Annotated in this window: 15 protein-coding genes and 1 pseudogene; 12 read left to right on the top strand and 4 right to left on the bottom strand. The window is 31.5% G+C overall.

Going from position 1 to position 12,594, the window contains the following annotated elements:
• Positions 1 to 66: 66 nt before the first annotated feature.
• Genes metF through ABWP78_RS03945 form a run of 3 tightly spaced genes read left to right on the top strand, consistent with a single transcriptional unit; the run spans position 67 to position 2,897 of the window.
• Positions 67 to 1,023, top strand: a complete 957-nt coding sequence (gene metF / locus ABWP78_RS03955) for a methylenetetrahydrofolate reductase [NAD(P)H] (protein ID WP_353169315.1) — start codon at positions 67 to 69, stop codon at positions 1,021 to 1,023.
• A 54-nt stretch (positions 1,024 to 1,077) separates the two neighbouring features.
• Positions 1,078 to 2,166 (top strand): acyloxyacyl hydrolase, encoded by a 1,089-nt coding sequence (locus ABWP78_RS03950; RefSeq protein ID WP_353169313.1) that lies wholly within the window; start codon positions 1,078 to 1,080, stop codon positions 2,164 to 2,166.
• The gene (locus tag ABWP78_RS03945; protein ID WP_353169311.1) at positions 2,163 to 2,897 is read left to right on the top strand and encodes a head GIN domain-containing protein; all 735 of its coding nucleotides are present in this window, start codon (positions 2,163 to 2,165) and stop codon (positions 2,895 to 2,897) included. Before ABWP78_RS03950 ends, ABWP78_RS03945 begins: the two co-directional genes overlap by 4 nt.
• A 32-nt stretch (positions 2,898 to 2,929) precedes the next feature.
• Here ABWP78_RS03945 and ABWP78_RS03940 read toward each other — a convergent pair.
• Positions 2,930 to 3,583 (bottom strand): annotated as a pseudogene (locus tag ABWP78_RS03940) (ATP-binding cassette domain-containing protein); the annotation flags it as partial.
• 117 nt (positions 3,584 to 3,700) lie between these two features.
• On the opposite strand from ABWP78_RS03940, the gene ABWP78_RS03935 reads away from it, so the two are divergent.
• The 9 genes from ABWP78_RS03935 to aroA all read left to right on the top strand — a co-directional run bounded on the left by ABWP78_RS03935 (position 3,701) and on the right by aroA (position 10,896).
• Entirely contained in the window at positions 3,701 to 4,378 is a 678-nt protein-coding gene (locus ABWP78_RS03935; RefSeq protein WP_353169309.1) for a TetR family transcriptional regulator C-terminal domain-containing protein, read from the top strand.
• A 15-nt stretch (positions 4,379 to 4,393) separates the two neighbouring features.
• On the top strand, positions 4,394 to 5,701 hold the full coding sequence (locus tag ABWP78_RS03930) for an ABC1 kinase family protein (RefSeq protein ID WP_353169307.1): 1,308 nt from the start codon (positions 4,394 to 4,396) through the stop codon (positions 5,699 to 5,701).
• Positions 5,702 to 5,709: 8 nt separating this feature from the next.
• Complete coding sequence (locus ABWP78_RS03925) at positions 5,710 to 6,393, top strand: SDR family NAD(P)-dependent oxidoreductase (RefSeq protein WP_353169305.1); 684 nt, start codon at positions 5,710 to 5,712, stop codon at positions 6,391 to 6,393.
• 117 nt (positions 6,394 to 6,510) lie between these two features.
• On the top strand, positions 6,511 to 7,596 hold the full coding sequence (locus tag ABWP78_RS03920) for a chorismate mutase (protein WP_353169303.1): 1,086 nt from the start codon (positions 6,511 to 6,513) through the stop codon (positions 7,594 to 7,596).
• A 66-nt stretch (positions 7,597 to 7,662) separates the two neighbouring features.
• On the top strand, positions 7,663 to 8,640 hold the full coding sequence (rsgA, locus tag ABWP78_RS03915) for a ribosome small subunit-dependent GTPase A (protein WP_353169300.1): 978 nt from the start codon (positions 7,663 to 7,665) through the stop codon (positions 8,638 to 8,640).
• A 26-nt stretch (positions 8,641 to 8,666) separates the two neighbouring features.
• Positions 8,667 to 9,119: a D-aminoacyl-tRNA deacylase gene (gene dtd, locus ABWP78_RS03910; RefSeq protein ID WP_353169298.1), complete on the top strand. Its 453-nt coding sequence runs from the start codon at positions 8,667 to 8,669 to the stop codon at positions 9,117 to 9,119.
• Position 9,120: 1 nt separating this feature from the next.
• Positions 9,121 to 9,306, top strand: a complete 186-nt coding sequence (locus ABWP78_RS03905; RefSeq protein ID WP_353169295.1) for a hypothetical protein — start codon at positions 9,121 to 9,123, stop codon at positions 9,304 to 9,306.
• 1 nt (position 9,307) lies between these two features.
• Positions 9,308 to 9,634, top strand: a complete 327-nt coding sequence (locus tag ABWP78_RS03900) for a nucleotide pyrophosphohydrolase (protein WP_353169293.1) — start codon at positions 9,308 to 9,310, stop codon at positions 9,632 to 9,634.
• Between the two features lie 2 nt (positions 9,635 to 9,636).
• On the top strand, positions 9,637 to 10,896 hold the full coding sequence (gene aroA, locus ABWP78_RS03895) for a 3-phosphoshikimate 1-carboxyvinyltransferase (protein WP_502905455.1): 1,260 nt from the start codon (positions 9,637 to 9,639) through the stop codon (positions 10,894 to 10,896).
• On the opposite strand, the gene ABWP78_RS03890 is transcribed toward aroA, so the two are convergent.
• The 3 genes from ABWP78_RS03890 to ABWP78_RS03880 form a co-directional block, all read right to left on the bottom strand.
• A complete protein-coding gene (locus tag ABWP78_RS03890; protein WP_353169289.1) occupies positions 10,893 to 11,660 on the bottom strand; it encodes an ABC transporter ATP-binding protein in 768 nt (255 codons plus the stop codon). The two genes, aroA and ABWP78_RS03890, sit on opposite strands and share 4 nt — an antisense overlap.
• Positions 11,660 to 12,406: an MlaE family ABC transporter permease gene (locus tag ABWP78_RS03885; protein WP_353169286.1), complete on the bottom strand. Its 747-nt coding sequence runs from the start codon at positions 12,404 to 12,406 to the stop codon at positions 11,660 to 11,662. Before ABWP78_RS03885 ends, ABWP78_RS03890 begins: the two co-directional genes overlap by 1 nt.
• A gap of 3 nt (positions 12,407 to 12,409) precedes the next feature.
• On the bottom strand, positions 12,410 to 12,594 hold a 185-nt coding region (locus tag ABWP78_RS03880; protein ID WP_353169284.1), incomplete at its 5' end, for a hypothetical protein.

The raw sequence follows: 12,594 nt of genomic DNA, 5'->3' as shown, positions 1-12,594 counted from the left end.
GTTGTTTCAGGTTTAAAGTTTAAAGTTCAATAACCTGAAACCTGAAACTTGAAACAAAACAAAAAAATGAAAGTAACTGAACATATCCAAAACGCCAACGGAAAACCTTTGTTTTCTTTTGAAATTTTACCGCCTTTAAAAGGTCAAAATATTCAATCTATTTTTGATAGTATTGATCCGTTAATGGAATTTAATCCGCCATTCATTGATGTTACGTATCATCGAGAGGAATATGAATTTAAGGAATTAGAAAACGGTTTATTACAAAAGAAAATTGTAAAAAAACGACCAGGTACTGTTGGAATTTGTGCAGGAATTCAGAACAAATACAATGTAGATGCCATTCCGCATATTTTGTGTGGTGGTTTTACGAAAGAAGATACCGAAAATTTACTAATTGATTTAGATTTTTTAGGGATCAATAACGTTGTAGCGCTTCGAGGTGATGCGGTAAAAAGTGAAATTTATTTTAAACCAGAAAAAGATGGTCACGCATATGCCTCTGAGTTGGTTTCGCAAATTAACGATTTAAATAACGGAATTTATTTAGATGCCGATTTGCAAAATTCTTCTAAAACCGATTTTTGTATCGGAGTAGCAGGATATCCCGAAAAACATATGGAAGCACCAAGTTTAGATAGTGACATTCATTTTTTAAAACAAAAAATTAAAAACGGTGCAGAATACATCATCACTCAGATGTTTTTTGATAATCAGAAATTTTTCGAATTTGTTGCGAAGTGCAGAGCGGCAGGAATTACTATTCCAATAATTCCGGGTTTAAAGCCAATCTCTACCAAAAAACAACTAAATTTAATTCCACACCGATTTAGCATCGAATTACCAGATGATTTAATTATGTCTGTCGTGAAGGCCAAAGATAATGAGGCGGTAAAACAAATTGGTATTGAATGGTGTGCGCAACAAAGCAAAGAACTTGTGGCGGCAGGAATACCCGTACTTCATTATTACTCTATGGGTAAAGCTGAAAACATCAAAGCCATTGCCAGTCAAATATTTTAATTTTATTTTCTTTGTAATTACACTTCATAAACTATATTTGTCTTAAATATTTTTATGAAGCATTTTTTACTTTTATTCATTTTTGGAATTTCGTTTTCACAAAATCAATCGGACGCCTATTATATAGATGTTCAAGGATTTCGTGGAAATGTTTTCAAACATACACCAGAGGTTAGTCATTTGGCAACTGGACATCCAGACGGATTTTTGGTAAGTATAAATAAAAAATCATCAGGTAAAAAAGAATGGCAGCAAGTTTATGGTTATCCTGATTATGGAATATCATTTCAAGCTATCGACTTTAAAAATAACTATTTAGGTAAAAATTATGCGATAGGGTTACATTATAATTTTTACTTTTTAAAAAGACATTTACTGTTCCGAGTTTCACAAGGAATTGGATTTACAACAAATCCGTACGATAAAGAAACCAATAATAAAAACAACGCTTTCGGCTCGAAATTTTTAGACAACAACTACATTTTGTTACAATATCAAAAGCAAAACCTTCTTGGTCCAATTGGTATCCAAACAGGATTTATGCTTACCCATTTTTCGAATGCCCGATTTAAAGCACCAAATAGCGGTATAAATAGTTATTCCTTTACATTTGGATTGAATTATAATTTGGATAAAGACAAACCCATAATAAAAGATAGTTTGCCAAATTCAAAATCATATGCAGAAAAAATTAAATACAATTTGGCCTTCCGTACAGGAATTTCAGAAGCTCCTGTGGTAGGAATTGGTCAGCGTCAGTTTTATCACATTGGTTTATATGCAGACAAGCGATTTAATAGAAAAAGTGCCATTCAATTTGGAACAGATGTGTTTTTTTCAAGATATTTAAAAGACTATATTCAGTTTTCATCTGTCGCCTTTCCAAATAAAGAACCCGTTGATCCTAGTACGGATTATAAAAGAATTGGTGTTTTTGTGGGTCACGAATTATTTATTAATAAATTATCCATTGAAACGCAATTTGGTTATTATGTATACAAACCTTTTAAGTATGATATTGATATTTATCAGCGGTTGACACTAAAGTATTATATCAATAAGAATATATTTACAGGAATTGGTTTAAAAACGCATAAAGCAAAAGCAGAAGCGGCAGAATTAACTTTAGGAATTAGATTATGATAAAAAAATATATACTAGTTGTTTTTGTTCTCATTCTTTCCAGTTGTGGTATTTCAGAAGATTGTATAAAAAATGCAGGAAATCCAGTAACTAAAGAATTTGCTATTTCTGATTTCGATAAAATTCGTGTGCATTCAGGAATTTCTTTGGTTGTAAAAGAAGGATTAGATTTTAAAGTCATCATTCAATCAGGCACAAATATAATCGGTAATATTGAAGTAACTAAACAAGGTGATTTTTTAGTAGTAAAAGACAATTCAACCTGTAACTGGACGCGTGATTTTAAAGCTGCAACTGTTTATGTAACGGCACCAAATATTTCCGAAATTCATAGCAAAACCGAACAAGATATTTTTTCAGATGGGACGTTGACTTTTCCAATTCTGAGATTATTTGCTTTAAATGAAGAAGAAGCCGGTACTGGCGATTTCTATTTTAATATAAATAATGCACAAACCGTTATTGAATCGAATCACGTTTCTAATTTTTATATTTCTGGAAATACTGCGGAATTATTATGTAATTTCTATTTTGGTACAGGTAAATTTAAGGGAGAAAATTTCATTTGTCAAAACATAAAAATCTTTCAACGCGGTTCTAACGATATGATTTTAAAACCCATTCAATCTATTTCAGGAAAAATTTTAAATACTGGGAATGTGATTCTGAAAAATAATCCACCAATTATAAATGTAGATCAATTGTTTTCTGGACATTTGATAATGAATTAAGATTTTGTTTTTTCTCTAAACACTTTCTCTAAATTCTTACCTAAATCAGCAAGTTGCGCATCTTCTACAATTTTTCCTTTATGGATAATGATAATTCTATCGCAGATAGCTTCTACTTCTTGCATAATATGCGTAGATAAAAATACGGTTTTGTCTTTACCAATATTTTTAATTAATTCTCTAATTTCCACTAATTGATTTGGATCCAAACCGGTTGTTGGTTCATCTAAAATCAACACATCTGGATTGTGAAGTAAAGCTGTAGCCAATCCTACACGCTGACGAAATCCTTTAGAAAGTTCGCCAATTTTTTTATGACATTCTGGAGTTAAACCTGTCAATTCAATCACTTCTTGAATACGAGATTTATCTGTTTTATGAACATCAGCACTAAATTCTAAATATTCACGCACATACAAATCCAAATACAACGGATTGTGTTCTGGTAAATATCCAACAGATTGTTGTACGCTTTTTTGAGCTGAAGTCACGTCAAAACCATTTACGTTGGCTTCGCCTTCATCTGCTGTTAAATACGTGGTCAATATTTTCATCAATGTTGATTTTCCGGCACCATTTGGACCTAAAAAACCTACGATTTCTCCTTTTTTTACAGAAAAACTAACGTTGTCCAACGCTTTTTGAGTTCCGTACGTTTTGGTAATATTTTTGACTTCTATTGACATATACTTCTTTTCTACAAAAATAATAAATAAAAGCAATACTTTAATAGATAAATTTAAGTTAATATTCTTTTTGTTGTTTAATTTTTATGTAAATTTGTTCAACAAAAAAAGATTATTATGGCAGCACCTAAAAAAAAGAAAGTAATTACAGAAGATGTAATTGTTTCTGCATACACTGATTTTTGTTTAACAAACGCAAAAAAACCAAATTCGGTTTATGAATTTGCTAAGTTAAATAATATGGATGAAAGTGATTTTTATCACTATTTTGCTTCATTTGAATTGTTAGAAAAAAACTATTTTGTTTCGATGTTTGCTTATACATTAGAGTTACTTGAAAAAAATGAAGGATATAAATCCTATGATAGTGCTAATAAATTATCTGCGTTTTATTTTACATTTTTCGAAATGGCTACTGCAAATAGAAGTTTTATCATTCATTTATTGAAAGAAGATAAAAACCCAATGAAAAACTTAGGAAAGTTGTCTAAACTTCGAGAAGTGTATTTGGATTATGCTTTAACTATTTTAGAAAAACCAATTAAAATTGAACAAGAAACTGTTGTTAAAATCCAAGATAAAGTACTACAAGAAGCATCTTGGTTGCAATTTTTATCCATCTTCAATTTTTGGATGAACGACGAATCAAAAAACTTCGAAAAAACGGATGTTTTTATTGAAAAATCTGTAAAAGCTAGTTTCGATTTGGCTTATAATATTCCAACACAGAGTATCATAGATTTTGGAAAATTCTTATGGAAAGAACAAATGAATGGCATGTTTTCCAAATCATAAACACAACAAAAAATAATGAATAAAATAGATAGTATTCCAACTGGAAAAATGCAGCGTGTAACTAAATTAGTTACCACCGGAGTGAAAGTTGGAGGAAATTACCTAAAATATTACGGTGAAAAAGTCGTTAATCCGTCTTTAACTAAAGATAAATTACACGAAAGTAATGCTTCAGACATTTACGATGGGTTAAAGGAATTAAAAGGAAGTGCGCTAAAAGTTGCACAAATGTTAAGTATGGAAAAAAACTTGTTACCACAATCTTATGTAGATAAGTTTTCGTTGTCGCAATTTTCTGTACCGCCATTATCAGCACCTTTGGTTCGAAAAACATTTAAAACCTATTTTAAAAAATACCCAGAAGAATTATTTGATACTTTTTCTCCAGATTCAATAAATGCGGCAAGTATTGGTCAAGTTCATAAAGCTACAAAAGACGGCAAAAATTTAGCGGTTAAAATTCAATATCCAGGTATACGAGAAAGTATCGGTTCGGACATAGCATTAGTAAAACCAATTGCGGTTAGAATGTTTAATTTACAAGGAACTTCTGACGAATATTTTCAAGAAGTAGAGGAAAAACTAACCGAAGAAACAGATTATAAATTGGAAATTTCACAATCAATGAAAGTTATTGAAGATTGTGAGAAAATAGATAACTTATTATTTCCAAAATATTATCCAGAATATTCTTCGGACAAAATTATTACAATGGATTGGATGAATGGGATTCATTTATCAGAATTTTGTTCAAGTAATGCCTCTCAAGAACAACGTGATAAAGTAGGGCAGACGTTATGGAATTTTTACATGTACCAAATTCATCAATTGAAAAAATTTCACGCTGATCCGCATCCGGGTAATTTTTTAGTAGATACAAACGACAACTTAATTGCGATTGACTTCGGTTGTATGAAGGAAATTCCGAATAATTTTTATGTGCCTTATTTTGAAGTATCTACAACAGAATCTTTAAAAGATATGGACTATTTCAAAAAAAAATTATACGAATTAGAAATTCTTAAAAGTATAGACACACCTAATGAACTAGATTTTTTTACAAATCTGTTTCATGATTTACTTAGTGTTTTTACTCAACCCATTCAAGCGGTAGTATTTGATTTTGCCCAGCCTGAATTTCAAACTCAAATTACGGTATTAAGTGAAAAATTCGCTAGCGACAAAACATTACGAAAAATGAATGGCAACAGAGGATCTAAACATTTCATTTACGTAAACCGAACATTTTTTGGTTTATACAGTTTAATGTCGGACATCAAAGCAAAAGTAATAGTCAACGATTTTGAAAAATATTTAAATTAAAATTATATATGAAAAACTATTTAATAATTGGCGGAAGCAAAGGAGTTGGAGAACAAATTGTAAAAGAATTATCTGCTAAAGGTAATTTCTGTCATGTTATTTCTCGTTCCGAGCCTTCTTATACTTTTAATGGAAATTGGCATCAATTAGACGCTTTAACCGACAACTTACCTACAATTGAATCAATCGATGGTTTGGTATATTGTTTAGGAAGTATCAATTTGAAACCGTTTAATCGTTTAAGTTTAGAAGATTTCAATTCGGATTTAAATGTAAATTTTTTCGGAGCTTTAAAAGCGTTTCAACACTATTTACCAACTTTAAAAAAATCGGAACAAGCAAGCGTTGTAATGTTTAGTACGGTTGCCGTGCAATCCGGAATGCCATATCACGCAAGTATTGCTGCTGCAAAAGGAGCTGTTGAGGGTTTAGTAAAAAGTTTAGCTGCCGAATTTGCACCAAAAATAAGAGTCAATGCCATCGCACCCTCTTTAATAGATTCGCCATTGGCGGCAGGAATTTTACGTTCAGATCAAATTAGAGAGAATATGATTGCGAAACATCCTTTAAAACGAATTTTAAATCCAGTTGATGTGTCTCAAACCGCTTGTTTTCTTTTAACAGATGCTTCAAATGGAATCACTGGACAAATTATCGTTCAAGATAACGGTTTGGTAAGTTTAAGTTATTAAATATTTTATATATTTGTAATAGAATAAAAATCGCCAAAAAATTATGTAACCAATCAGTTATATAAAAGTTTATAAATTAATAAATCCCGATTTTTCGGGATTTTTTATTCAAATAAAATGGAAATTACAAAAGAACACAAACAATGGTTGGTTAATTTAAAATTAAATCATCCCTTAGTTATAGCTGGACCATGTAGTGCTGAAACCGAAGAGCAAGTTTTAAAAATTGCGCACGAATTAAAAAACTCTGATGTTTCTATTTTTCGTGCTGGAATTTGGAAACCCAGAACACGACCTGGAGGATTTGAAGGCGTGGGTAAAATTGGTCTAAAATGGCTACAAAAAGCCAAAGCTGAAACAGGTTTGTTGATGGCAATAGAAGTTGCCAATGCCAATCACGTTCAATTAGCTTTACAATATGATATTGATGTACTTTGGATTGGTGCACGAACTACAGTAAATCCGTTTGCAGTGCAAGAAATTGCAGATGCATTAAAAAACACAGATAAAATTGTGTTGATAAAAAATCCAGTGAATCCAGATTTGTCATTATGGATTGGCGGATTGGAACGCTTATATCAAGCTGGAATTAAAAATTTAGGAGTCATTCACAGAGGATTTTCAACCTATGAAAAAACAAAATATAGAAACAATCCAGAATGGCAAATAGCAATTGATTTACAAAACAGATTCCCGAATTTGCCTTTAATTTGTGATCCATCGCACATTACGGGTAAACGTGAAATGATTCAAGAAGTTGCACAACAAGCTTTAGATTTAAATTACGACGGATTAATTATTGAAACTCATTTCGACCCAGATAATGCTTGGAGTGACGCTGCACAGCAAGTAACACCAAAAGTTTTGAAGCAAATTTTCATCGATTTAAAAATGCGAAAAGAAACCGATGAAAATGCAGAATGGAATAAAGAAATGGCTTTACAACGGGCCTATATTGACGAATTAGACACAAAATTAATTGAGATTTTAGGAAAACGCATGAAGTTAGCAGAGAAAATTGGACAACTTAAAAAAGAGAAAAACGTAGCGATTTTGCAAAACAAACGCTGGAATGAAATTTTAGGAAGAATGATTATAGATGGAGAAAATAAAGGACTAAACGAAGAATTTGTATTGAAAATTTATAAAGCGATACATCAAGAAAGTATTGCGCATCAGGAAAAAATAATGAATAAAATTTAAATAAATATCAATTTTACATTTTGAATAATAAAGAGTAAATTTGTAATTCATCGTTTAAAATTAAAAATGACAGGAACCGTATATAAATCTACAGGAAGTTGGTATTACGTAAAATCTGAAGAGAACCAATTTTACAATTGTCGAATCAAAGGTAAATTTCGTATAAAAGGCATTAAAAGCACCAATCCAATTGCGGTAGGCGATGTGGTAGACTTTGATTTAGACGAAACTGTAGATGAAGTAAACGGAATTATTACGCATATTCACGATAGAAAAAATTATATCGTACGCAAGTCGGTAAATTTATCTAAGCAAACACATATAATTGCTTCAAATATTGATATTGGTTTCTTAATTGTAACTATCAACAATCCAATCACCACAACTAGTTTTATTGACAGATTTTTAGTTACTGCAAAGGCGTATGGCATTGAAGCGATTATAATTTTCAATAAAATAGACACCTTTGACGAGGCTACTTTAGAAGAGCAATTGTATTTACAACATATTTATACAGAAATTGGGTATAGATGCTTGCGAGTTTCGGCAACCGATAACAAAGGCGTTGCAGAATTAATGGATATTATGAAAGGAAAAGTATCCATGTTTTCAGGGCATTCTGGTGTGGGAAAATCAACGTTAGTAAACGCAATTGAGCCTACATTAAAATTGAGAACTAAAGAAATATCTAATTCCCACGCGCAAGGGCAACATACTACCACTTTTGCTGAAATGTTTGATTTGTCAAATAATATCCGAATTATTGATACGCCAGGAATTCGTGGTTTTGGAATGGTAGATATGGAAAAACAAGAAGTTTCGGATTACTTTCCAGAACTTTTTGCTTTAAAAGAAGCTTGTAAATTCAACAATTGTTTGCATAAAGAAGAGCCGCATTGTGCTGTAAAAAAGGCACTTGATGAAGATAAAATTACTTGGAGCAGGTACCAAAGTTATTTAAAAATTTTAGAAGGCGACGAAGAGCAATACCGTAATGATATTTACGGCGAAGACCGAATAGCAAGTGATGAAACGAGAAAATAATTCATAATTTATAATTTACCATTATTTTGAAAGTAGTTATTCAAAGAGTTTCCGAAGCTTCCGTTACTATTGATTCACAAATAGTGGCTCAAATACATCAAGGGCTTTTAATTTTAGTTGGAATTGAATCATCAGACAATTTGGAAGACATTAATTGGTTGGTTTCTAAAATTGTATATCTTCGTATTTTCGGAGACGAAATGAATGTTATGAACCTTTCTGTAAAAGATAGTAAGGGCGAAATCATTGTTGTAAGTCAATTCACGCTTCACGCGTTAACTAAAAAAGGAAATAGGCCAAGTTATATTAAAGCAGCAAAACCAGAAATTGCTATTCCGATGTATGAAAAATTCATACAACTTTTAGAATTGGAATTAGGGAAAAAAATCCAAACAGGACAATTTGGAGCCGATATGAAAGTAGCATTAGTTAATGACGGACCCGTAACTATTATTATTGATAGTAAAAATAAAGAGTAATATGAAAAATTTCAATCTAAAAAGATTCATAATCGAGATGCTAATTTACGCAGTAGTTTTTGGTGTAATCATGTATTTTGCAGAATATGAAGATGTTCAAAAAGCTACAACAGCTGGTTTGTTTTATGGTTTTTTTATGTCAATATTTAATTCATTTGTCTTACCCAAATTACAAAAAAAGAAATAAGATGGACATAAAAAATGCACAACTAGACGTTGACAACTGGATAAAAAATCACGGCGTTCGCTATTTTAACGAATTAACCAATATGGCTCAGCTTTCAGAAGAAGTAGGTGAAGTAGCTCGAATTATAGCAAGAAGATACGGAGAACAATCTGAAAAAGAATCGGATAAAAATAAAGATTTAGGCGAAGAATTAGCAGATGTAGTGTTTGTCGTTTTATGTTTAGCCAATCAAACCGGAATTAATTTGCAAGACGCTTTTGATAAAAAACTCGACTTAAAAACCAATCGAGACCACGACCGCCATCAGAATAATGAAAAACTTAAATAATTGTGAATTTAAAACTTAGTTATAAGCTTCAAACTTCAAACTTGAAACTAAAAATTTCCGGTTCCAAATCAGAAACCAACAGGTTGTTAGTTTTACAAGCATTATACCCAAATTTAGTTTTAGAAAATTCATCAACTTCAGATGATTCGGAAGTTATGATAAAAGCTTTGGGCGCCCAATACCCAATACCCAAAACCCAATACCCAAAAATTGATGTTCACCACGCCGGAACAGCAATGCGATTTTTAACTGCCTACTTTGCTGCACAAGACGGCTTTGAAGTCCAACTTACAGGTTCTTCAAGAATGAAAGAACGCCCAATTAAAATTTTGGTTGATGCACTAAATCAATTGGGAGCCGAAATCACATATGAAGAAAAAGAAGGATTTCCACCATTAAAAATCAAAGGGAAAAAACTTACAAAAAACAAAGTTTCAATTAAGGCAAATGTGAGTAGCCAATATATTTCGGCTTTGTTGTTAATCGCACCAAAACTTGAAAACGGATTGGAAGTAATTCTGGAAGGCAATATAACATCGGTTTCTTACATAAAAATGACATTGGCGTTATTAAATGAAATTGTTGTAGAAACATCATTTGTAGAAAATAAAATTATAGTAAAGCCGCAATCTGCATTTCAGAATTTAAAATTTACTATTGAATCCGATTGGTCATCAGCCTCTTATTGGTATTCAATTATTGCCCTTTCTGAAATTGGTACGCAAATTACCTTATCAAGTTTTAAAGAAAATAGTTTACAAGGCGACGCAGTTTTAGTAGAAATGTATAAAAATTTTGGAGTGGAAACCATTTTCAATGACAATAATTCAATAACGATTTCAAAAATCAATACTAAATTTCAAAAATCATTTAATTTCAATCTTCAATCGTCACCCGATATTGCACAAACTATTGCAGTAACCTGTTTTGGATTAGGAATCATCTGTCATTTAACGGGTTTGCACACGCTGAAAATTAAAGAAACAGACCGACTTGAAGCTTTAAAAATAGAATTAACTAAATTAGGTGCAACTATTTCAATTACCAATGATTCATTAATTCTGGAACAATCAGAAAATATAAATTCTAACGTTAGTATTTCTACCTATCAAGATCACAGAATGGCTATGGCTTTTGCTCCTTTAGCTTTAAAAGTGCCGATTGTTATTGAAAATGCTGAGGTAGTTTCAAAATCGTATCCTGCTTTTTGGGAAGATTTTAAGCAATTTGGATTTGTATTAGAAGAAAACGCATCTAATTAAACATCGTCATCCAAGTACATTTTTCTAACACGTTTAAATAATTCACTTGAATAAACAAAGTCGGTAACAGCAGCATTATCGGTTTTAAAAATTTCTTTGTTAGTGCCTTCCCATTCTAATAAACCGTTTTTTAGAAACACAATTTTTTCTCCAATTTCCATTACAGAATTCATGTCGTGCGTGTTTATCACAGTTGTTATATTATATTCTTTTGTAATTTCTTGAATTAAATTATCAATCACAATTGCCGTTTTTGGATCTAAACCAGAGTTTGGTTCGTCACAAAATAAATATTTCGGATTGTTTACAATAGCTCTTGCAATAGCTACGCGTTTTTGCATTCCTCCAGAAATTTCAGATGGTTTTTTATGATTGGCATTAACCAAATTCACTCTATCAATAACAAAATTCACTCGTTCTTTAATTTCAGAGGGCGATTTATTAGTAAACATTTTTAAAGGGAAACCAATGTTTTCTTCCACCGTCATACTATCAAATAAAGCACTTCCTTGAAAAACCATACCAATTTCTGTACGAATATCCCGTTTTTCATCTTTATTTAAATCTTTATAAATTCGATTATCGAACGAAATATAACCGCTATCAATTTCGTGAACGCCTAATAATGATTTTATAAAAACTGTTTTTCCAGAGCCACTCTGACCAATGACCAAACTGGTTTTGCCAGCTTCAAAACTTGTGCTAATTCCTTTTAGAATCATTTGATCCCCAAAACTTTTTTTAATGTTATGTACTTCAATCATTAGCTTAAAAGTAATTGAGTTAAAATATAGTTCATTAAAATGATTACTACCGAGGTCCAAACAAATGATACGGTGCTAGCTTTTCCAACTTCTAACGCACCACCTTTCATATAAAAGCCGTGAAAGGAAGGAATTGTAGCTAACAAAAAGGCAAACATTAAAGTTTTAATAAACGCATAAACAATATGGAAAGGAATAAATTCTTTTTGAATACCTATAATAAAATCTGTGCTTGAGGTAAAATTACCATAAACACCTGCTAAATAGCCACCAAAAATGCCTAAAAACATAGCAATTCCAATCACGAAAGGATACAATAAAACCGCTATCATTTTTGGAAACACCAAATAATTTAAAGCGTTTACACCCATAACTTCAAGTGCTTCTATTTGTTCCGTAACGCGCATAGAGCCAATGCTTGAGGTAATAAACGAACCCATTTTTCCCGCCATAATGATAGAAATAAAAGTAGGAGCAAATTCTAACACGATCGATTGTCGTGTTGCAAAACCAATTAAATATTTTGGTATTAATGAATTGGTTAAGTTTAATGCCGTTTGAATAGCTACAACACCACCCACAAAAAACGAAATGAAACATACAATTCCTAGGGAATCAATAATTAAATCATCAATTTCCTTTAGTATAATTTGTTTCATCACAGGCCATTTTACCGGACTATTGAATACCTCTTTCAACATTATGAAATAACGACCAATTTGCGATAAATATCTAATGAGCATCATAGTTTAAAAATATCTGCTAAAATAGGAAGAAGTTGTCAATTTTAAATGATAAGTTAAGAATAATTTTGGCGTTCCCTTCCAGGTCGTGTCTTCCGCTATATCTTTTTGTTTTGTTGCCTTCGAGTGCCTCAGGTGCATATTCCGGTGATATTGACCACCCAATTCCAATTTAAAGTGACCACCTGATT

It is taken from the genome of Flavobacterium sp., from assembly GCF_040402955.1.
Taxonomy (GTDB): Bacteria; Bacteroidota; Bacteroidia; order Flavobacteriales; family Flavobacteriaceae; genus Flavobacterium.
This window is presented reverse-complemented; position numbering and strand designations above follow the sequence as displayed.